Annotated in this window: 17 protein-coding genes; 14 read left to right on the top strand and 3 right to left on the bottom strand. The window is 68.2% G+C overall.

The annotated features are described in order from the left end of the window. The first annotated feature begins 12 nt into the window (after positions 1–12). The 4 genes from andAd (at position 13) to HWX14_RS17430 (ending at position 3,457) form a co-directional block, all read left to right on the top strand. The gene (gene andAd, locus HWX14_RS17445; protein WP_006479528.1) at positions 13–489 is read left to right on the top strand and encodes an anthranilate 1,2-dioxygenase small subunit AndAd; all 477 of its coding nucleotides are present in this window, start codon (positions 13–15) and stop codon (positions 487–489) included. A gap of 35 nt (positions 490–524) precedes the next feature. Then, positions 525–851: an anthranilate 1,2-dioxygenase ferredoxin subunit AndAb gene (andAb, locus tag HWX14_RS17440; protein WP_175883696.1), complete on the top strand. Its 327-nt coding sequence runs from the start codon at positions 525–527 to the stop codon at positions 849–851. After that, entirely contained in the window at positions 841–2,061 is a 1,221-nt protein-coding gene (gene andAa, locus HWX14_RS17435; RefSeq protein ID WP_175883695.1) for an anthranilate 1,2-dioxygenase system ferredoxin--NAD(+) reductase, read from the top strand. The genes andAb and andAa overlap by 11 nt, the downstream gene beginning before the upstream one ends. 109 nt (positions 2,062–2,170) lie before the next feature. After that, a complete protein-coding gene (locus tag HWX14_RS17430) occupies positions 2,171–3,457 on the top strand; it encodes a DUF445 domain-containing protein (protein ID WP_175883694.1) in 1,287 nt (428 codons plus the stop codon). A gap of 48 nt (positions 3,458–3,505) precedes the next feature. Here HWX14_RS17430 and HWX14_RS17425 read toward each other — a convergent pair whose 3' ends face one another. Both HWX14_RS17425 and HWX14_RS17420 read right to left on the bottom strand, forming a co-directional pair. Beyond that, positions 3,506–3,805: an addiction module antidote protein gene (locus HWX14_RS17425; RefSeq protein ID WP_175883693.1), complete on the bottom strand. Its 300-nt coding sequence runs from the start codon at positions 3,803–3,805 to the stop codon at positions 3,506–3,508. A gap of 3 nt (positions 3,806–3,808) precedes the next feature. Then, the gene (locus HWX14_RS17420; RefSeq protein ID WP_175883692.1) at positions 3,809–4,147 is read right to left on the bottom strand and encodes a type II toxin-antitoxin system RelE/ParE family toxin; all 339 of its coding nucleotides are present in this window, start codon (positions 4,145–4,147) and stop codon (positions 3,809–3,811) included. A gap of 388 nt (positions 4,148–4,535) precedes the next feature. On the opposite strand from HWX14_RS17420, the gene HWX14_RS17415 reads away from it, so the two are divergent. The 7 genes from HWX14_RS17415 (at position 4,536) to HWX14_RS17385 (ending at position 14,815) form a co-directional block, all read left to right on the top strand. Next, on the top strand, positions 4,536–6,176 hold the full coding sequence (locus HWX14_RS17415; RefSeq protein WP_175883691.1) for an acetolactate synthase large subunit: 1,641 nt from the start codon (positions 4,536–4,538) through the stop codon (positions 6,174–6,176). Positions 6,177–6,204: 28 nt separating this feature from the next. Further along, positions 6,205–7,638: an aldehyde dehydrogenase family protein gene (locus tag HWX14_RS17410; RefSeq protein WP_175883690.1), complete on the top strand. Its 1,434-nt coding sequence runs from the start codon at positions 6,205–6,207 to the stop codon at positions 7,636–7,638. A 231-nt stretch (positions 7,639–7,869) separates the two neighbouring features. Beyond that, positions 7,870–9,453, top strand: a complete 1,584-nt coding sequence (locus tag HWX14_RS17405) for a Na+/H+ antiporter (protein ID WP_175883689.1) — start codon at positions 7,870–7,872, stop codon at positions 9,451–9,453. 482 nt (positions 9,454–9,935) lie between these two features. Further along, complete coding sequence (locus HWX14_RS17400) at positions 9,936–11,069, top strand: hybrid sensor histidine kinase/response regulator (RefSeq protein ID WP_175883688.1); 1,134 nt, start codon at positions 9,936–9,938, stop codon at positions 11,067–11,069. 127 nt (positions 11,070–11,196) lie between these two features. Then, complete coding sequence (locus tag HWX14_RS17395) at positions 11,197–12,873, top strand: methyl-accepting chemotaxis protein (protein ID WP_175883687.1); 1,677 nt, start codon at positions 11,197–11,199, stop codon at positions 12,871–12,873. Continuing rightward, complete coding sequence (locus HWX14_RS17390) at positions 12,870–13,382, top strand: chemotaxis protein CheW (RefSeq protein WP_175883686.1); 513 nt, start codon at positions 12,870–12,872, stop codon at positions 13,380–13,382. The genes HWX14_RS17395 and HWX14_RS17390 overlap by 4 nt, the downstream gene beginning before the upstream one ends. Beyond that, complete coding sequence (locus tag HWX14_RS17385) at positions 13,379–14,815, top strand: CheR family methyltransferase (protein WP_175883685.1); 1,437 nt, start codon at positions 13,379–13,381, stop codon at positions 14,813–14,815. Before HWX14_RS17390 ends, HWX14_RS17385 begins: the two co-directional genes overlap by 4 nt. 64 nt (positions 14,816–14,879) lie before the next feature. On the opposite strand, the gene HWX14_RS17380 is transcribed toward HWX14_RS17385, so the two are convergent. Beyond that, positions 14,880–15,932: an RNA-guided endonuclease TnpB family protein gene (locus HWX14_RS17380; RefSeq protein ID WP_175883684.1), complete on the bottom strand. Its 1,053-nt coding sequence runs from the start codon at positions 15,930–15,932 to the stop codon at positions 14,880–14,882. A 92-nt stretch (positions 15,933–16,024) separates the two neighbouring features. Here HWX14_RS17380 and HWX14_RS17375 point away from each other — a divergent pair, with 92 nt between their 5' ends. Genes HWX14_RS17375 through HWX14_RS17365 form a run of 3 tightly spaced genes read left to right on the top strand, consistent with a single transcriptional unit; the run spans position 16,025 to position 20,066 of the window. Then, positions 16,025–16,735, top strand: coding sequence for a chemotaxis protein CheW (locus tag HWX14_RS17375; protein ID WP_175884611.1), 711 nt, complete (start codon positions 16,025–16,027; stop codon positions 16,733–16,735). Further along, positions 16,732–19,050, top strand: a complete 2,319-nt coding sequence (locus tag HWX14_RS17370; protein WP_175883683.1) for a hybrid sensor histidine kinase/response regulator — start codon at positions 16,732–16,734, stop codon at positions 19,048–19,050. Before HWX14_RS17375 ends, HWX14_RS17370 begins: the two co-directional genes overlap by 4 nt. Further along, on the top strand, positions 19,047–20,066 hold the full coding sequence (locus HWX14_RS17365) for a chemotaxis response regulator protein-glutamate methylesterase (protein ID WP_175883682.1): 1,020 nt from the start codon (positions 19,047–19,049) through the stop codon (positions 20,064–20,066). The genes HWX14_RS17370 and HWX14_RS17365 overlap by 4 nt, the downstream gene beginning before the upstream one ends. The last annotated feature ends 36 nt before the right edge of the window (positions 20,067–20,102 follow it).

Below are 20,102 nucleotides of genomic sequence, written 5' to 3'. Positions count from 1 at the left end.
CGGGAGCAAAAAATGACGGAAGACATGAAGACGTGGTTCGAGATTTACATGCTCCAGAACCGCTACATTGGGCACCTCGACAACGACCGGCTCGAACACTGGCCGGAGATGTTCACCGAGGATTGCACGTACGAAATCGTGCCGAAGGAGAACGCCGATCTCGGGCTGCCGGTCGGGATCGTCCACTGCACGAACCAGCGGATGCTGCGCGACCGCGTGGTGTCGCTGCGGCACGCGAACATCTATGAAGAGCACACGTACCGGCACATGACGTCGGGCCTGACGATCGTCGCCGAACGCGACGGCGAGTTCGACACCGAGAGCAACTACGTGGTCGTGCAGACGCGCAGCAACGGCGAATCGAACGTGTACCAGGCCGGCAAGTATTACGACACGGTCGTGCGCACGCCCGACGGGCTCCGCTACAAGACCAAGCGCGTGATCTACGACACGTCGCGCGTGCAGACGCTGCTCGCGACGCCGATCTGAGCGCTCCGACCGATCTGACGAAGCAAGGAATCGACATGACTGAAGCAACGCTGGCCGAGTGGCATCCGCTCGGCGCTTTCGACGAATTCTCCGAAGACGAACCGGCGGCGCGCGTCGCCGGCCAGAAGCCGATCGCCGTGTTCCGGATCGGCGACGAACTGTTCGCGATGCACGACCTGTGTTCGCACGGTCACGCGCGCTTGTCCGACGGCTATGTGGAGGACGGCTGCGTCGAATGCCCGCTGCACCAGGGGCTGATCGACATTCGTACCGGCGCGCCGAAATGCGCGCCGATCACCGAGCCGGTGCGGGTCTATCCGATCCGTGTCGTCGACGGGCAGGTGGAAGTCAATGTCGACTGATCCGTTCGTGATCGTCGGCGCCGGCCACGCGGCGCGGCGCACGGCCGAAGCGCTGCGCGAACGCGATGCGGCGGCGCGCATCGTGATGATCGGCGCGGAGCGCGAGTTGCCGTACGACCGGCCGGCGCTGTCGAAGGACGCGTTGCTGACGGACGGTGGCGAACAGCGCGCGTTCATCCGCGATGCCGCGTGGTACGACACGCAGCGTATCGAGCTGCGGCTCGGCACGCGCGTCGAGGCGATCGAACGCGATGCGCAGCGCGTGCGGCTCGACGACGGTACGACGTTGCCGTACGGCAAGCTCGTGCTCGCGACGGGCTCGCGCGTGCGCACGTTCGGCGGGGCGATCGACGAAGGTGTCGTGGTGCACTACGTCCGCACGGTCGACGATGCGCGTGCGTTGCGTGCGCAACTTGCGCCCGGGCGCCGCGTGGCCGTGCTCGGCGGCGGCTTCATCGGCCTCGAAGTGGCGGCTTCCGCGCGCCAGCTCGGCTGCGACGTGACGGTGATCGACCCGGCCCCGCGCTTGCTGCAGCGCGCGTTGCCGGAAGTGGTCGGCGCGTATGCACGGCAATTGCACGATGCGCGCGGCGTGAACTTTCAGATGGCGACGCTGCCGCGCGCAATTCACCGCGCGCCGGGCGGCGGCGCGATCGTCGAGACCGATCGCGGCGACGTGCCGGCCGACCTCGTCGTGGTCGGCATCGGCGTGGTGCCCAACGTCGAGCTGGCGCAGGCGGCCGGGCTCGACGTCGACAACGGGATCCGCGTCGACGCGGGCTGCCGCACGGCCGATCCCGCGATCTTCGCGGCGGGCGAGGTGACGATGCATTTCAATCCGCTGCTCGGGCGGCATGTGCGGATCGAATCGTGGCAGGTGGCCGAAAACCAGCCGGCCGTCGCGGCCGCGAACCTGCTCGGCGCCGACGAGCGCTATGCCGAGCTGCCGTGGCTGTGGTCCGATCAGTACGACTGCAACCTGCAGATGCTCGGGCTGTTCGGCAGCGAACGCACGATCGTCGTGCGCGGCGACCCGGCGAGCGGGCCGTTCACGGTGTTCGGGCTCGGCGACGACGGGAAGATCGTCGCGGTGGCCGCGGCGAACCTCGGGCGCGACATCGGCGCGTCGCGGCGGCTGATCGCGGCAGGCGCGGTGCCGGACCCGGTGAAGCTGGCCGATCCGGCAGTCAGTCTGAAGACGTTCATGTAGCGGTGGGACGCGCGGCGCGCGTGCGCCGTGCGTGCCCGCACCGGCTGCGGGTTTGTCGGTGGCGGCGAAATCGGGGATATTAACGGCATCGCCGATCCGCCCGTCCTCCATGACGCCAGACAAAGCCCTCGAACTGAAACGAAGCAAGCGCCGTGCGCTGTGGCTGCTGCTGGCGGCCGTCGCGGTGTTCGTCACGACCATCCTGCTGCCGCGCGGCCCGTGGGTCGACGGTTTCAAGGCCGTCGCCGAAGCCGCGATGGTTGGCGCGCTCGCCGACTGGTTCGCGGTCGTCGCGCTGTTCCGCCGCGTGCCGATCCCGTTCGTGTCGCGCCACACCGAGATCATTCCGAAGAACAAGGACAAGATCGCCGACAACCTCGCGGTGTTCGTGCGCGAGAAATTCCTCGGCCCGGACGCGCTCGCCGCGCAGATCCGCCAGCACGATCCCGCACAGAAGCTCGGCGCGTGGCTCGGCGAGCCGGCGAACACCGACGCGCTCGGCGGCTACGTGACGAAGCTGATGAGCTTCGCGCTCGACATGACCGACGACGCGCGGATCCAGTCGTTCGTCCACGATGCGTTCCGCGCGGTGATCGACCGGGTCGACCTGTCGCAATCGGCCGGCGCGATCCTCGACACGCTGACGAAGGACGGCCGCCACCAGGCGCTGCTCGACGACGCGATCGAACAGGTGGTCGACGTGCTCGACAAGGAAGAGAACCGCGACGTGATCGCGGGCTTCATCGTCGAATGGCTGAAGACGCAATACCCGAAGGTCGAGAAGATCATGCCGACGCAGTGGTTCGGCGAGAACGGCGCGCGGATGCTCGCGAGCGCGGTGAGCCGCGTGCTCGAAGGCGTCGCGGCCGACCCCGAGCACGAGCTGCGGCAACGCTTCGACCGCACGGTCGTGCGGCTGACCGAGCGGCTGAAGCACGACCCCGCGTTCATCGAGAAGGGCGAGGAGATCAAGCGCTATATTCGAGACGGCGATGCGTTCAATGACTACGTGCGCGACTTGTGGGACCAGTTGCGTGCGTGGCTGAAGGCTGATCTCGCGCGCCCCGATTCGGCGCTGCACCGGCAGGCCGCGACGCTCGGCGGCTGGCTCGGCGCGCGGCTCGCCGAGAGCCCGGCGCTGCGCGCGTCGCTGAACGAGCACGTCGAGAAGGCCGTGCACGAGATGGCGCCCGATTTCGCCGATTTCCTGATGCGTCACATTCGCGACACGGTGCGCAACTGGGATGCGCGCGAGATGTCGCGACAGATCGAGCTGAACATCGGCAAGGATCTTCAATACATCCGCATCAACGGCACGCTGGTCGGCGGGCTGATCGGGCTCGGGTTGTATCTGGTGTCGCTGGTGCCGCGCTGGGCGGCCGGTTGGCTGCACTGACGCGGGCACGGGCGTTGCGCCCGCGGCGCGATGCCGCGCGCCGCCGGATCACGCGGCAGCCTTGGCGCCGTGCAATTGCAGGCCGAGCGCCTTGATCACTTTCAGGATCGTGCCGAAGCTCGGATTGCCGTCGCGCGACAGCGCCTTGTACAGCCCTTCGCGCGACAGCCCGGCATCGCGCGCGACCTGCGACATGCCGCGTGCGCGGGCGATCACGCCGAGCGCGTGCGCGATGAAGGCCGGATCGTCGCCGGCCTCCTGCAGGCAGGCGTCGAAGTAGTCGGCCATGTCGTCTTCGGTTTTCAGGTGTTCGGCCGAATCCCACGGCCGCGTGTTGATCTTGTCCATCGATCACTCCATGTCGAGGTGCGCGAGCATTGCGTGCGCGGCGCGTATGTCGGCCTGTTGCGTCGATTTATCGCCGCCGCAGAGCAGGATGACCCAGATCGTTCCGCGCCGGACGTAGTAGACGCGATAGCCGGGCCTATGATCGATGCGCATTTCGACGATGGGCGAGCCGGCGGAATTCCAGTCGCCCGGATTGCCCATCGACAGGCGGTCGATGCGCGCCTGGATGCGGCGCCGGGCGATGCGATCGGGCAGGCCGGCAAACCAGGCGTCGAAAACGTCGGTGGTCCGGATGCTGAATGCAGGGGCACTGTAGGGCAGGAATGGCAATGTGTCAACCATGGTTCACATGTCTGTTGAATGGGACATCGTTGCCATTACAGCCCGGCCGCGCGGTTGCCGGGTGTTTACTGGCCGTCAGGCCGACCTTTTTACCGCTGCCGGAGTCGGCCATCCGGTCGAATTCGGAATTCCGCGAATCCGTCTACAATCAAAAACGTCTTTGCCGCCCGTGTGCGCTTGCCGCTGTTTGCCGCGCACGGGCGGGTCCGTTCGTCCTCCGGTATCCGGAGGCGCCGCCGCGCATCACGCATCCAGGAGGGCGTGTCGCGCGGCGAGCAGTGCCGTGGTCTGTGTCCAGTAGGTAAGGCGTCCGCGTGCCGTAGGCCGGCGCGCGTCCTGAACGCCGCGTGTCCGTAGGCCGGGCAGGCGGCATAACCGAGAGTCCCCCATGAAAGCATCGGATCTGTTCGTGAAGGCGCTGGAAGCCGAAGGCGTCGAGTACGTGTTCGGCATTCCCGGCGAAGAAAACCTCGATCTGCTCGAATCGCTGCGGCGATCGAAGATCAAGCTCGTGCTGACCCGGCACGAGCAGGCGGCCGGGTTCATGGCCGCCACCTACGGCCGCCTCACGGGCCGCACCGGCGTGTGTCTCGCCACGCTCGGGCCGGGCGCGACGAACTTCGTGACGGCCGCCGCATATGCGCAGCTCGGCGGGATGCCGATGCTGATGATCACCGGGCAGAAGCCGATCAAATCCAGCAAGCAGGGCCACTTCCAGATCGTCGACGTGGTCGACATGATGCAGCCGCTCACGAAGTTCACGCGGCAGATCGTGTCGATCGGCAACATCCCGTCGGCGGTGCGCGAGGCGTTCCGCCGCGCGGAGGAAGAGCGCCCGGGCGCCGCGCACCTCGAACTGCCGGAAGACATCGCGCACGAGGAGGGCGACGGCAAGCCGATCCCGCGCAGCTACAGCCGGCGGCCGGTGGCCGAGGAAAAGGCGGTCGCGCATGCGGTGGACGCGATCCAGGCCGCGCGCCATCCGCTGTTGATGATCGGCGCGGGCGCCAACCGCAAGACCACCTGCAAGATGCTGCTCGAATTCGTCGACAAGACGGGCATCCCGTTCTTCACGACACAGATGGGCAAGGGCGTGATCGACGAGACGCACCCGCTGTGGCTCGGCAACGCGACGCTGTCCGACGGCGACTTCGTGCACCGCGCGATCGAGCAGGCGGATTGCATCATCAACGTCGGCCACGACGTGATCGAGAAGCCGCCGTTCTTCATGCGCACCGACGACAAGACCGTGATCCACGTGAACTTCCTCGGCGCGCAGGTCGATCCCGTCTATTTCCCGCAGATCGAGGTGGTCGGCGACATCGCGAACGCGGTGTGGCAGATGAAGGAAGCGGTGACGCCGCAGTCGCACTGGGATTTCGAGCGCTTCCGGATGATCAAGGAGCATTTCGACGCGCATCTGCAGAAAGGGCAGCACGATCCGCGCTTTCCGATGTATCCGGTGCGGATCGTGAACGACCTGTACAACGCGCTGCCGGTGGACGGCATCGTCTGCCTCGACAACGGGATGTACAAGATCTGGTTCGCGCGCTACTGGCGTGCGCACGAGCCGAACTCGCTGCTGCTCGACAACGCGTTGGCCTCGATGGGCGCGGGGCTGCCGTCGGCGATCGCGACGAAGATCGTGCATCCGCAGCGCAAGGTGATCGCCGTGTGCGGCGACGGCGGCTTCATGATGAATTCGCAGGAGCTCGAAACGGCCGTGCGGCTGAAGCTCGACATCGTCGTGATGATCCTGCGCGACGATGCGTTCGGAATGATCCGCTGGAAGCAGGAGAACATGAATTTCCCCGATTTCGCGATGACGCTGCAGAACCCCGATTTCGTGGCGTACGCGCAAAGCTACGGCGCGCACGGGCATCGCGTCGGGTCGGCCGACGATCTCGAGCCGCTGCTGCGCGAGTGCTTCTCGTCGCCGGGCGTGCACGTGATCGACGTGCCGATCGATTACTCGGACAACGAGCGCGTGCTGAACCGCGAGATCAAGCGCCTGTCGGCGCAACTTTGAATTCCCGTTCACAGGAAGGAGTCGTTCCATGTTGAAGGAAACCTATCCGTACTACCTCGCCAATGAAGCCGTCTACGCGAACACCGATCTGGAGGTGACCGACAAGTTCAGCGGCAAGGTCGCCACGCGCGTCGCGCTGGCCGACGCGAAGGCGATCGATGCGGCGATCGCCGCGGCCGTCGACGCGACGAAGCCGATGCGCGAGATGCCGGCCTACAAGCGTCAGGCCGTGCTCGATCATTGCGTCGCGCGGTTTCGCGAACGTTTCGACGAGCTGGCCGAGGCGCTGTGTATCGAGGCCGGCAAGCCGATCAACGATTCGAAGGGCGAAGTCACGCGGCTGATCGATACGTTCCGCGTTGCGTCCGAGGAGTCGGTGCGCATCGACGGCGAGATCGTCAACCTCGAGATCTCCGCGCGTGCGCAGGGCTATACGGGCTACACGAAGCGTGTACCGATCGGCCCGTGCTCGTTCATCTCGCCGTTCAACTTCCCGCTGAACCTCGCCGCGCACAAGGTCGCGCCCGCGCTCGCGGCCGGCTGCCCGTTCGTGCTGAAGCCCGCGAGCCGCACGCCGATCGGCGCGCTGATCATCGGCGAGGTGCTCGCGGAAACCGACCTGCCGAAGGGCGCGTTCTCGGTGCTGCCCGCGCATCGCGACGGCGCCGACCTGTTCACGACCGACGAGCGCTTCAAGCTGCTGTCGTTCACCGGTTCGCCGGCCGTCGGCTGGGCGCTGAAGGAGAAGGCCGGCAAGAAGAAAGTCGTGCTGGAACTCGGCGGCAACGCGGCCGCGATCGTCGATGCGGACCAGCGCGACCGGCTCGACTACGTGGTCGAACGGCTCGCGTTCGGCGCGTACTACCAGTCGGGCCAGAGCTGCATCGGCGTGCAGCGGATCCTCGTGCATGCCGATCTTTACGACGCGCTGCGCGAGAAGCTGATCGCGAAGACGCGTTCGCTGAAGATGGGCGATCCGAAGGATCCGTCGACGTTCGTCGGCCCGATGATCTCCGAATCCGAGTCGCGCCGGCTGTCGGGCTGGATGGACGCGGCCGTCGCGGCGGGCGCGAAGATCGTCGCGGGCGGCAAGGTCGACGGCGCGATGTTCGAGGCGACGCTGCTGGAAAACGTCGGGCGCGAGCAGGACCTGTACCGGAAGGAGGCGTTCGGCCCGGTCGCGATCCTCGAGAAGTTCGACCGCTTCGACGACGCACTCGCACGCGTGAACGACAGCGACTTCGGGCTGCAGGCCGGCGTGTTCACCGATTCGCTCACGCATGCGCACCGCGCCTGGGACGAACTGGAGGTCGGCGGCGTCGTGATCAACGACGTGCCGTCGTTCCGCGTCGACAATATGCCGTACGGCGGCGTGAAGGATTCCGGCCTCGGCCGCGAAGGGATCCGCTACGCGATCGAGGACATGACCGAGCCGCGGCTGATGGTCGTGCGGCGCCGGTAACGCGCGGCAGGTAGTGCGGTGCCATGACGGCACGCGGGCGGGCGAACGGGCCGGCCCGCGTGCCGTTTTTCATGACGGCGCGCGCAGCGGCACGGCGCCGTGCGTGCGCCGCGCGGCGGGCCGCCCGAAACAGGCTCGACTACGGGCCTCCCCTCGTGATGTAATCGCGCGAAACTGCCGACCGGGGTACGACGCCGGAACGCGCGAATTCATTCTTCACGAGGTCGATTCATGTCCCCCGTCTCGGCATTCAAGCTGGTTCTGTTGTCATTTCTCGCGATCGTCGCGCTCGAATGCATCGCCAAGCGCCTGCGGCTGCCGCCCGCGGCCGCGCTGCTGATCGGCGGCATCGGCATCGCGTTCATCCCCGGGCTGCCGCCGATCAACCTCGATCCCGAGCTGGTGCTGCTGGTGTTCCTGCCGCCGCTGCTGATGGACGGTGCGTACTTCTCCGTGTGGGAAGAATTCAAGCGCAACGTCGGCGGCATCCTGATGCTGGCGATCGGCGCGGTCGTGTTCACGACGTTCGTGGTCGGCTTTGCCGTGCACTGGGTGGTGCCGGCGCTGCCGTGGGCTGCGTGCTTCGCGCTCGGCGCGATCGTGTCGCCGCCCGATGCGGTCGCCGCGAAGGCCGTGCTCGAACGCGTCGCGCTGCCGCGCCGGCTGATGGTCCTGCTCGAAGGCGAAAGCCTGCTGAACGACGCGGCCGGCCTCGTGCTGTTCCGCTTCGCGGTCGCGGCCGCGCTCACCGGCGCGTTCAGCCTCGAGCATGCGGTCGTGCGTTTCGCGGAGCTCGGGCTCGGCGGCGTGGTGGTCGGCTTCGTGGTCGGCAAGCTCGTCGTGTGGTTCCTGAAGCTGCTCGACGACGACTACCTCGTGATCACCGTCGCGGTGATCGCCGGCTGGATCGCGTATATCGCCGGCGAAATGGTCGAGGTGTCGGGCGTGATCGCGACCGTCACGGCCGGCATGATCATCGGCTGGCATCAGCACGAGGTGTTCTCGGCGGCCGTGCGCACGCGCGGCACCGCGTTCTGGCAGGTCATTGTGTTCCTGCTCGAGGCGATGGTGTTCGTGCTGATCGGGCTGTCGCTGCGCGGCGCGATCCACCGGCTCGGCGGTTTCGAGCAGGTGCTCGGCACGATGGTGCCGCCGGTGCTCGCGGTGCTGGCGGCGGTGATCGTGTCGCGCTTCGTGTGGATCTATGCGGTCGAGGCGCTGAAGTGGCCGGTGCGCGGCCTCGCGCGGCGCGGCGAGGCGCCCGACTGGAAGGCCGCGACGATCATGAGCTGGGCCGGGATGCGCGGCGTGGTGACGCTGGCGATCGCGCTGTCGCTGCCCGACGCGCTGCCCGGCCGCGACGTGATCCTGGTCGCGTCGTTCGCGGTGATCCTCGTCACCGTGCTGCTGCAGGGCACGACGATCGGGCCGCTGATCCGGCTGCTGCGCCTGCCGCAGCGCGACGAGCGCGCCGCGCACCATCTGACCGAGCCGCAGACCTGGGCCTACGTCGAGGCCGCGCAGCTCGCGGCGATCCAGCCGCTCGTGCGCGACGAGAACGGCGTCTTGATCCATCCGCGCCTGCTCGAGCAATACACGTATCGCGCCGAGCTGACCGAACGATCGAAGAACGAACCCGCGTATCCGGCGGAAGTGCGCATGGCGCACTACGACGTGGTGCTGGCCGCGATCCGGGCCGGCCGCGCCGAATTGTTGCGCCTGCATCGATCGGGGCGCATCCATGACGAGATGCTGCATATGCTCGAACGCGACCTCGACCTGCAGGAAGTGTCCGCGCAGCACGCGCGCGGCTAGGGTCTGTTCCCGCTCATGACGGGCCGGCGTCCTGCCGGCCCCTGAAACGCGCGCGGGTCGAGCGCCCGTCGCGCGATTTTCTTCTTCCCACGGCCGATTCCGGGCAGCGGAATCCGGCCCTCAATACGTTCCCCGATACGACCGGCCCCGAGCCTTGCAGCGCATGCAAACCTCACGGCAGCGGTCTCGCAAACGTTATCGTGTTTCGAATCCGGAAATGATCTGATTTATCTGTTTCCGTCTCTTTCTGCATATTTGGCAAAACTAAACCGGAAGGAGATAGATGCTGTGTTCTAATTTCATTTAGAATCAGCCGGTTATGTTTATTGAGAGAAAGAATGCGGAGGTAATGCGGTCGTCGACGGGGAAACAAGCGGCGTCCGAAGCCCCGTAAGGCAATGCCGACAGGCCAAATCGGCGAAATCAGGCGGGTTTTTCAACTGCCAATATAAGATAGTGTCCAAGTCGGATAAACAACTCCTATGAAAGAATCGATTGGAGATTCGGCGTTTGAAACTGTATTTATGAAAGAATCGAGCAGTGATAATGCCTCGGATTGCCTCGAATCGGGGTTATCGGTCCTCCTCGTCGACGACCAGCCGTTCGTTGGCGAGGTGATCCGCCGCGCGCTGCGCAGCGAGCACGACATCGACCTGCACGTGTGCACCGACGCGCATCGGGCGATGGCGGTCGCGCGCGACGTGAAGCCGACGGTCATCCTGCAGGATCTCGTGATGCCGGAGATCGACGGCCTCGATCTCGTGCGGGCCTGGCGGGCCGACGCCGGCACCGCGCGCGTGCCGATCATCGTGCTGTCCGCGAAGGAAGAGCCGATCGTCAAGCGCGAGGCGTTCATCGCCGGCGCGAACGACTATCTGGTGAAGCTGCCCGACGCGATGGAGCTGACCGCGCGCATCCGCTATCACTCGAATTCGTACCTGATGTCGCGGCAGCGCGACGAGGCGCTCGATTTCCTGTCGCACGACATGCGTTCGCCGCAGACGTCGATCCTCGCGCTGCTCGACGTCTACCGGGCCGAACACGGCGACATGCCGGCGATCATGGAGCGCATCGCCGGCCATGCACGGCGCGCGCTCGCGCTCGCCGACGGCTTTATCCACCTGACCCGCGCGCAGTCCGAGCGCCGCGCGCACGAGGTCGTGAGTCTCAACGAGATCGTGCTCGACGCCGTCGACCAGCTGTGGGAGAAGGCGGCCGGGCTCGGCTGCCGGGTGAGCGCGTGCGTGCCCGATACCGAGTGCGTGACGATGGGCGACCGCATGATGCTGACGCGCGCGGTCGCGAACCTGATCGACAACGGGCTGAAGTACGGCCCGGCCGGGACGGACGTCCATTGCACGCTGAGCGGCGACGACGGCGCCTGGCTGATCGGCGTCGAGGATGCCGGCGCCGGCATCGCGCCGGAGCAGCGCACGGCCGCGACCGAGTCGTTCGTGCAGCTCGAATCCGTGCACGGCGCGGCGCGCAGCGGCTTCGGCCTCGGGCTCGCGTTCGTTCGCGCGACGGCGGCGCGGCATCGCGGCCAGATCCTGATGCGCAATACGGCGCGCGGCTTCATGGTCGCGCTTCGGCTGCCGGCGCAAGCGGAGCGGTGATGTCGCGGCGCGGCCTGCCGGCGCCGCGCCGCCCCGCGAGACCCCGATGCGCTCGTGGCGCGCCAACCGGCGCGCCAGACGGGCGCGGATTTTTTTTAACGCTGAATTTAGAAAGCCCATAACGAACATGGCCACCGTGACGCCCCGCGCGACCAATGAAAGCCTGCATCCGACCATCGGCGCTGGCCGGCTGACGCTCGGCAATCGCATCCTGCTCAGCTTCGGCGTGCTGTTCGTGCTGATGCTCGTGACAGCCGGCGTGTCGTACGAGCGACTGCGCGCGATCAATGCCGAAGCCGTCAGCATCGAGCGCGACTCGCTGCCCGGCGTCTATCTCGCGTCGTCGCTGCGCGGCTCGGTCAACGAGTCGTTCACGCTGCTGCAGCGCGGGATCTTCGTCGAGACCGAGCCCGATATCGCGCAGCGCGATCTCGCGAAGATCGCCGACGCGCTGAAGGAAGTCGAGTCGCTGTCGGCGGACTACCAGAACACGACGTTCCGCGACGACGACCGGCAGCGCTTCACGGCGTTCCGCGGCGCCTACGATCACTACGTGCCGCTGCTGAACGAAGCGGTGCAGAAGAGCCGCGCGTCGCACGACGAGGCGGTCGCCGCGTACGCGAAAGCGCTGCCCGCGTGGACCGAGGTCGTGCGCAACGCGAACGTGCTGGTGCAGGAGAACCGCAAGTTCGCGGAGCAGTCGGCGAAGATGATCCGCGAATCCGTGCAGGACACCGAGGTCGTGCTGGCGACCGCGCTGGCGTTCATGCTGCTGTCCGCGCTCGCGCTCGGCTACCTGCTGTACCGCTCGGTCACCGTGCCGATGGCGCGGCTCGTCGAGGTGCACGACGTGATGCGCACCGGCAACCTGACCCATCGCCTCGATCTGCGCCGCAGCGACGAATTCGGCACGCTCGAGACCGGCTTCAACCGGATGGCCGACGAGCTGACCGAGCTGGTGTCGCGCGCGCAGCAGTCGTCGCTGCAGGTGACGACGTCGGTGGCCGAGATCGCGGCGACGTCGCGCGAGCAGCAGGCGACCGCGAACGAGACCGCGGCGACGACGACCGAGATCGGCGCGACCTCGCGCGAGATCTTCGCGACCTCGCGCGACCTGCTGCGCACGATGAACGAGGTGGCCGGCGTGGCCGAGCAGTCGGCGACGCTCGCGGGCGTGAGCCAGAGCGGGCTCACGCGGATGGGCGAGACGATGCGCAGCGTGATGGACGCGGCCGGCTCGGTGAACGCGAAGCTCGCGATCCTCAACGAGAAGGCGCTGAACATCAACCAGGTGGTCGCGACGATCACCAAGGTGGCCGACCAGACCAACCTGCTGTCGCTGAACGCGGCGATCGAGGCCGAGAAGGCCGGCGAATACGGCCGCGGCTTCGCGGTCGTCGCGACCGAGATCCGCCGGCTGGCCGACCAGACGGCGGTGGCGACCTACGACATCGAGCAGACGGTGAAGGAAATCCAGTCGGCGGTGTCGGCGGGCGTGATGGGGATGGACAAGTTCTCCGAGGAAGTGCGCCGCGGGATGCTCGACGTGCAGCAGGTGGGCGGGCAGCTGTCGCAGATCATCGCCGAGGTGCAGACGCTCGCGCCGCGCTTCCAGATGGTCAACGAAGGGATGCAGACGCAGGCGAACGGCGCCGAGCAGATCACGCAGGCGCTGTCGCAACTGTCGGAAGCCGCGCAGCAGACGGCCGAATCGCTGCGCCAGTCGTCGCAGGCGATCGACGACCTGACGCTCGTCGCGAACCAGTTGCGCACCAGCGTGTCGCGCTTCAAGGTCGACGCGTGACGCGCGCCGATCCGCAGAACGGCGCTCATGCGCTGTTCCTGATGTTCGAGCTCGACGGCGAGCGCTATGCGCTCGACGCCGCCGGCATCGAACAGGTGCTGCCGCTCGCCGTGATGAAGGCGGTGCCCGGCGCGCCCGACTGGATCGCCGGGCTGCTGATGCGCGACGGCCAGCCGGTGCCGGTGATCGACGTGCCGATGCTGGCGCTCGGGCGGCGCGCGCAGGCGCTGCGCTCCACGCGGCTCGTGATGGTCCGCTATCGCGCCGGTCACGCCGATGGCGAGCGCACGATCGGCCTGATCGTCGAGCGGGCGACGCAGACGATGCGGATCGACCGCGCGGCGTTCCGCACCAGCGGCATCTCGACCGCGCGCACGCGCTGGCTCGGGCGGGTCGCGAACACGCCCGACGGCGTCGTGCAGCAGGTGTCGGTGTCCGACCTGGTCGACGACGTCGCCCGCCTGTATTTGTTCGATGGCCTGCCGGGCCACGGAGAGGAGTCCGCATGAACGTGTCCGAATCGCGATTTCGCGACTGGTTGCTGCGCGAGACCGGCATCGACCCCGATTCGCTCGGCAACGATTTCCTGATACGGGCGCTGACGGATCGCGTGCATGCGTTGCAGGCGGACGGCGAGCGCGTGCCGTCGGCCGCGCGGCCGCCCGTGACGCCGGAAGCGCTCGACGCGTACTGGCAGCAGCTCAACGCGTCGGCCGACGAACGGCGTGCGCTGATCGAGCTGTTCGTCGTCCCGGAAACGTGGTTCTTCCGCGACCGCGAAGCGTTCGCCACGCTCGCGCGGCAGGCCGCCGAACGGCTCGCCGCGATGCCCGGCCGCGTAATCCGCGTGCTGAGCGCGCCGTGTTCGACGGGCGAGGAGCCGTATTCGGCGGCGATGGCGTTGCTGGATGCGGGGCTCGACCCGGCGAGCTTCGCGATCGACGCGATCGACCTGAGCGCGCGCGCGATCGACCACGCGCGGCTCGGCTGTTACGGGCGCAATGCGTTCCGCGGGACGGCGACGGAGTTTCGTACGCGGTATTTCACGCCGACCCGCGACGGCTGGCTGCTCGACGAGCGCGTGCGCGCGTGCGTGCAGTTCAGTCACGCGAACCTCGTCGAACCGGTGGCCGACAACGGCATTCGCTACGACTTCGTGTTCTGCCGCAACGTGCTGATCTATTTCGACCGCGACGCGCAGGATCGCGTGCTGCGCTCGCTCGACGCGCGCCTCGCCGACGACGGCATGCTGTTCGTCGGCCCGGCGGAGACGGGCGTCGCGATGCGGCACGGGATGCGCTCGGCGCGCGTGCCGCTAGCGTTCGCGTTTCATCGCGAGCCGGCCGGCGCGGCGGCCGATGCGTGCGCGGCGCGGCCGGTTGCGCCGCTGTCCGCGGCGGCGTCGTACCGGCGCACCGAGCGCTTCACGGTCGCGCCGCCCGCCGCGCCGCGCCCGGTGCTGGCCGTCGCGCCGCCGGCCTGGTTCGGCGAAGCGCGTCAGCCGTGCGCGGCGGCGCCGGCCGTGCAGGCGGCCTCGCAGACGGCCGCACTCGACGCACGGGTCGACCGGGCCGACCGGGCGGTGGCGACCGCCGTGGCGGCCGCACCGGCCTACGACGGCCTCGCGCCGACGATCGACGATGCGCCGACGCTGGAGGATGCGCAGGCCCTGGCGAACGCGGGCGCGTTCGACGAAGCCGAGCGCGTGCTCGCGCAGTTCTCGGCGCGCGTCGGCCCGCATGCCGATGCGTTCTACCTGAACGGACTGATCGCGGATGCGCGCGGGCGCGCCGCGGAAGCGAGCGACTTCTACCGGAAGGCGCTGTACCTGCGCCCCACGCATCACGAGGCGCTGACGCATCTCGCGACGCTGCTCGACGTCGGCGGCGATCGCGCGGGCGCGCAATGGCTGCTCGAACGCGCCCGGCGTTCGGCCGGCTGACACGACGACGGGAAATGGGACCGACACCGCGATGACCAGAGGAACCCTTGACGTCCTCCTCCGCCTAAAGGCGGAAGATTCCCACACCTGGCGATGCACGTCCGCATCGGAGAATGTTCAGCGCGGCGTTGGTATCTCGATCATGCTCGACACCACAGTCACTGCAGGTCCACTCTCTTATTCTCAGTCCCGCGATACCTTTCGGCCGCGTTGTGCTGTTTTTCGACCCGCACGACGAACAGGACTGGGTAGAACCGCTTTCGTTGACTTCCTCGAACGTGGCCCCGTGCGCGATCGCCTTGTAGCGGAGCTTGTTCCGGAAGGACGACCAGGACGCGTCGTAGACGCTCTTCGCCATCCTGGTTCTGGCGAGTTTGACAGCCGACACGTTGCCGACCGCGATGTAATCGAAGCGCCGCACCAGATCGAGCGCGAGCTTGTGCTGGAAGTCGGCGCGGGCATTGGCGATCTTTGCGTGCAGCTTCGCGATATGCCGCTTGTGCTTTCGCGCTCGCTGCGCTTTCGCGAGCCTTTCCGCCGCTCGTCGACCGAACCAATCATTGGGCAGCTTCTCGCCGGTCGAAAGTGTGGCGAAGTCTTTCAAGCCGAGATCGATGCCGACGCCGGAACGGATCGGTCGGGCCTGAACATCGGGTATCTCGATCACGATGTTGAGAAACCAGTTGCCACGCGCATCCTGCGCAAAGTTGGTTCCATCCCTGATCTTGCCTTCGGGAAGCGGTCGGCTGTTGAACACGCGAAACGTGTTGCCAGCGAAACGGAACGCGTCACCCTCGCGCTTCAGGTCACGGCCCTTCAGCGGCACGCAGCCCAGCGATTTCCTGCCGCGATAGCGCAGGTAGGGCCGACGGCGCTGACTGCGCGACTTCGCATATTGCTCGCACGTCGCGTTGACCGTGCCGGAATGGATGCCAAGCGCCTTGCTGCTGCCGGTCGTCAGCACGTTCAGATCGAATCCCGTCGGCCACTTCTTGCTCCACTTGAGCGCGTGCTTCTGCGTGTCGTTGCAGAAGTTCCAGACGTAGTTCACCGCACGGCTCTGCTTGTTGAGCAGTCCGTTGAGCGACTTCACCCGGTAGCGGTAGACAAGGATCATGCCGGTGATCCTAACTCGTGGAAGAAGCTGCCTGTCAACAGCACGCCTTTCCTTCCCGCCATCAATGGCGGGGTCTCTCGGAGAAAATTCTGATGAACCGCGCCGCTGCCACTGACGACGCGACGCTCGACGTCGACGATTGCTGGAACCGGATCGGCACGCGCGGCGACCGCTCGTGCGAGCGGCTGAACGACTGCCTGCGCTGCCTGAACTGCCCGGTCTACGCGTCGCACGCGGCGAAGCTGCTCGAGCGTCCGCTCGACGTGGCCGAGATGGCGGACGTCACGCGCCGGATGAGCGCGCTCGGCACGGCGCGCGCGGGCGACGACGACGGCGATACGCGCCATGCGGCGCTCGCGTTCCGGGTGGCCGACGAATGGCTCGCGCTGCCGATCAGCGTGCTGCGCGAGATCGCCGGCACGCGCCCGATCCACTCGCTGCCGTATCGCCGCCATTCGGCCGTGCGCGGCGTGGTCAACATTCGCGGCACGCTGCGCATCGCGATCTCGATCGGCGCGCTGCTCGGCCTCGATGCCGGCAAGGCCGGCAACGGCGGGGGCGGTGGCGACGGCCGTTTCACGCGGCTGCTGGTGGCCGCGCACCAGGGCGAACCGGTCGTGTTTCCGGTCGACGAAGTCGAGGGCGTGCTGCGCTTCGGCGCGTCCGACTGGGTGCCGGTGCCCGCGACGGTCGGGCGCGCGAGCGCCGGCCTGTCGCGCGGCGTGCTGTCGTGGCGCGGCAAGTCGGTGGGCCTGCTCGACGACGACCGTCTGTTCGACGCCGTGACACGGAGCATGCGATGAGCGGCGATGACGACCTGAGCCACCTGTCGCTGCTCGAGCTGTATCGCGAGGAGACGCGCACGCAGACCCAGGCGCTGTCGGAGCGGCTGCTCGCGCTCGAATCGGGCGAGCCCGATTCCGTCGCGCTCGAAGCGTGCATGCGCGCCGCGCATTCGCTGAAGGGCGCCGCGCGCATCGTCGGCGTGCCGCTCGGCGTCGAGATCGCCGGGCGGATGGAGGAATGCTTCGTCGCCGCGCAGGCCGGCACGATCGCGCTGACGGCCACGCACGTCGACGTGCTGCTGGCCGGCGTCGACTTGCTGGTGCGCGTCGGCGATCCGCAGGGGCAGCCCGTGTCGCAGACCGAGATCGACGTGTTCGCGGCGGCGCTCACCGGCGCCGACGGCGCGCAGACGATGCAGGCGCCGGCCGCCGTGCCGCCGTCTGCGCCGCCCGCGCCGCCGTCGCTCGTGCCGTATCGCGATCACGACGGCGCCGCGAACGAGCCGGTCGGCGCGAGTGCCGCGGTGCCGCCGCTTGCCGTGTCGAGCCCGGTGCCCGATCCGGCCCAGGCCGGCCGCGTGGCGGGCGCCGGCGCGATGCGCCGCGTGCGCGCCGATACGCTGAACCGGCTGCTGAGCCTGTCCGGCGAATCGCTGGTCGAATCGCGCTGGCTCAAGCCGTTCGCCGAATCGATGCTGCGCGTGAAGCGCGCGCAGCGCGACGCGGCCCGTTCGCTCGACCTGATGGTCGAGCAGTTCGCCGACGAGCTCGACGCCGGCATGCTCGCGTCGATGAACGAAGTGCGGCACATGCTCAACGACCTGCAGCGCTCGCTCGCCGAGCGCATGGACGAATTCGACCGCTTCGAGCGGCGCAGCACGCATATCGCCGAGCAACTGTACGACGAGGCGCTGCAGTGCCGGATGCGGCCGTTCGGCGACGCGACGCGCGCGTATCCGCGCATCGTCCGCGATCTCGCGCGCTCGCTCGGCAAGCAGGTGCGCTTCTCGATCGTCGGCGAAGGCACGCAGGTCGATCGCGACATCCTCGACCTGCTCGACGCGCCGCTCGGCCACCTGCTGCGCAACGCGATCGACCACGGCGTCGATTCGCCCGATGCGCGGCGCGCGCGCGGCAAGCCGGCCGAGGCGAGCGTCACGCTCGAGGCGCGCCACAGCGCCGGCTCGCTGCTCGTCAGCGTGATCGACGACGGGCCGGGCGTCGACATGGACGCGCTGCGCGCGGCCGTCGTGCGCCAGCGCCTGACCGACGACGAGACGGCCGCGCGGCTGTCCGACCCCGAGCTGCTCGAATTCCTGCTGCTGCCGGGCTTCTCGATGCGCGATGCGGTGACCGACGTGTCGGGGCGCGGCGTCGGCCTCGACGCGGTGCAGGAGATGGTGCGCGGCGTGCGCGGCGCGGTGCGGATCTTCAACGAGCCGGGCGCCGGCATGCGCTTCGTGCTGCAGTTGCCGCTCACGCTGTCGGTGATCCGCAGCCTGCTCGTCGAAGTTGGCGGCGAACCGTATGCGTTCCCGCTCGCGCATGTGCGCCGCACGCTCGAACTCGAACACGACGACATCGACGTGCTCGAAGGGCAGCCGCATTTTCCGTTCGACGGCCGGCGCGCGGGCCTCGTCGCCGCGCACCAGCTGCTCGACGCGGGCGAGCCCGACGTCGCGCGCGCCACCACCGCGGTCGTGGTCGTCGGCGCCGAACCCGAGCTGTACGGCGTCGCGGTCGACCGCTTCCTCGGCGAACGGATGCTCGTCGTGCAGCCGCTCGACAGCCGCCTGCACAAGATCCAGAACATCGCGGCCGGCGCGCTGCTCGAGAACGGCGACCCGGTGCTGATCGTCGACGTCGAGGACCTGATCCGCTCGGTCGACAAGCTCGTGCGCGGCGGCCAGCTCGCGCGGCTCACGCGCGATCCGCAGCTCGCGCTGGCCGACCGGCGCCGCCGCGTACTCGTCGTCGACGATTCGCTGACGGTGCGCGAGCTCGAACGCAAGCTGCTGGAAAAGCGCGGCTACGACGTGACGGTCGCGGTCGACGGGATGGAAGGGTGGAACGCGGTGCGCAGCGATGCGTTCGATCTCGTCGTGACCGACGTCGACATGCCGCGCATGGACGGGATCGAACTCGTCACGCTGATCAAGAGCGACCCGATGCTCAAGCGCGTGCCGGTGATGATCGTGTCGTACAAGGATCGCGACGAGGATCGCCGCCGCGGGCTCGACGCCGGCGCCGATTACTACCTCGCGAAGAGCAGCTTCCACGACGAGGCGCTGCTCGATGCCGTGCACGACCTGATCGGGGATGCGCGCGGATGAACATCGGCATCGTCAACGACCTGCCGCTGGCCGTCGAGGCGCTGCGCCGCGTGATCGCGCTGCGCGCGGACCATCGTGTGCTGTGGGTCGCGACCGACGGCGACGAGGCGGTGGATTTCTGCGTCGCGCAGCCGCCCGACGTCGTGCTGATGGATCTCGTGATGCCGAAGGTCGACGGCGTCGCCGCGACGCGCCGGATCATGGCGCGCGCGCCGTGCGCGATCCTGATCGTGACGGCGAGCGTCAGCGCGAACACGTCGTCGGTGTACGAGGCGATGGGCGCCGGCGCGCTCGACGCGGTCGATACGCCGACGCTCGCGCTCGGGCTGTCGACCGACGCGTCGCCGCAGGCGCTGCTCGCGAAGATCGACCAGATCGGCCGGCTGCTCGAAAGCCGTACCGCGGCGCTCGTGCCGCCGGGGCCGGCGCCCGCGCGCGGACAGCCGACGCTCGTCGCGATCGGTGCGTCGGCGGGCGGGCCGACCGCGCTGACCGCGCTGCTACGCGCGCTGCCGGGCGATTTTCCGGCCGCGATCGTGATCGTCCAGCACGTCGACCAGGCCTTCGCGTACGGGATGGCCGAATGGCTCGACGGCTATACGCGGCTGCCGGTGCGCGTCGCGCGGCAGGGCAGCGTGCCGGAAGCGGGCACGGTGCTGCTCGCGGCGACCAACGATCACTTGACGCTGTCGCCGCGCGGCGTGCTCGGCTATACGCTGCATCCGGCCGACACGCCGTACCGGCCGTCGATCGACGTGTTCTTCAACAGCGTCGCGGACGGCTGGGAGGGCGATGCGCTCGGCGTGCTGCTGACCGGCATGGGACGCGACGGCGCGCTCGGCCTGAAGGCGATGCGGGCGAAGGGCTGCTACACGATCGCGCAGGACGAAGCGACCTGCGCCGTGTACGGGATGCCGAAGGCCGCGGCTGCGATCGGCGCGGCGTCGGCGATCCTGCCGCTCGAACAGATCGCGCCCCAGTTGATCGCGCGGCTCGCGCTCGCGCCGCGCGACTGACCTGAGCGCGGGGCGGGCGCCGTCGTTTCGTGACGC

Origin of the sequence: Burkholderia sp. BCC0044, assembly GCF_902832955.1 — a bacterium.
GTDB lineage: Bacteria > Pseudomonadota > Gammaproteobacteria > Burkholderiales > Burkholderiaceae > Burkholderia.
This window is presented reverse-complemented; position numbering and strand designations above follow the sequence as displayed.

Bases quoted from the DNA above. Each gene is read 5' to 3' on its own strand.
- andAd (WP_006479528.1), top strand. From the start codon at position 13: ATGACGGAAGACATGAAGACGTGGTTCGAGATTTACATGCTCCAGAAC.
- andAb (WP_175883696.1), top strand. From the start codon at position 525: ATGACTGAAGCAACGCTGGCCGAGTGGCATCCGCTCGGCGCTTTCGAC.
- andAa (WP_175883695.1), top strand. From the start codon at position 841: ATGTCGACTGATCCGTTCGTGATCGTCGGCGCCGGCCACGCGGCGCGG.
- HWX14_RS17430 (WP_175883694.1), top strand. From the start codon at position 2,171: ATGACGCCAGACAAAGCCCTCGAACTGAAACGAAGCAAGCGCCGTGCG.
- HWX14_RS17425 (WP_175883693.1), bottom strand. From the start codon at position 3,805: ATGGACAAGATCAACACGCGGCCGTGGGATTCGGCCGAACACCTGAAA.
- HWX14_RS17420 (WP_175883692.1), bottom strand. From the start codon at position 4,147: ATGGTTGACACATTGCCATTCCTGCCCTACAGTGCCCCTGCATTCAGC.
- HWX14_RS17415 (WP_175883691.1), top strand. From the start codon at position 4,536: ATGAAAGCATCGGATCTGTTCGTGAAGGCGCTGGAAGCCGAAGGCGTC.
- HWX14_RS17410 (WP_175883690.1), top strand. From the start codon at position 6,205: ATGTTGAAGGAAACCTATCCGTACTACCTCGCCAATGAAGCCGTCTAC.
- HWX14_RS17405 (WP_175883689.1), top strand. From the start codon at position 7,870: ATGTCCCCCGTCTCGGCATTCAAGCTGGTTCTGTTGTCATTTCTCGCG.
- HWX14_RS17400 (WP_175883688.1), top strand. From the start codon at position 9,936: ATGAAAGAATCGATTGGAGATTCGGCGTTTGAAACTGTATTTATGAAA.
- HWX14_RS17395 (WP_175883687.1), top strand. From the start codon at position 11,197: ATGGCCACCGTGACGCCCCGCGCGACCAATGAAAGCCTGCATCCGACC.
- HWX14_RS17385 (WP_175883685.1), top strand. From the start codon at position 13,379: ATGAACGTGTCCGAATCGCGATTTCGCGACTGGTTGCTGCGCGAGACC.
- HWX14_RS17380 (WP_175883684.1), bottom strand. From the start codon at position 15,932: ATGATCCTTGTCTACCGCTACCGGGTGAAGTCGCTCAACGGACTGCTC.
- HWX14_RS17375 (WP_175884611.1), top strand. From the start codon at position 16,025: ATGAACCGCGCCGCTGCCACTGACGACGCGACGCTCGACGTCGACGAT.
- HWX14_RS17370 (WP_175883683.1), top strand. From the start codon at position 16,732: ATGAGCGGCGATGACGACCTGAGCCACCTGTCGCTGCTCGAGCTGTAT.
- HWX14_RS17365 (WP_175883682.1), top strand. From the start codon at position 19,047: ATGAACATCGGCATCGTCAACGACCTGCCGCTGGCCGTCGAGGCGCTG.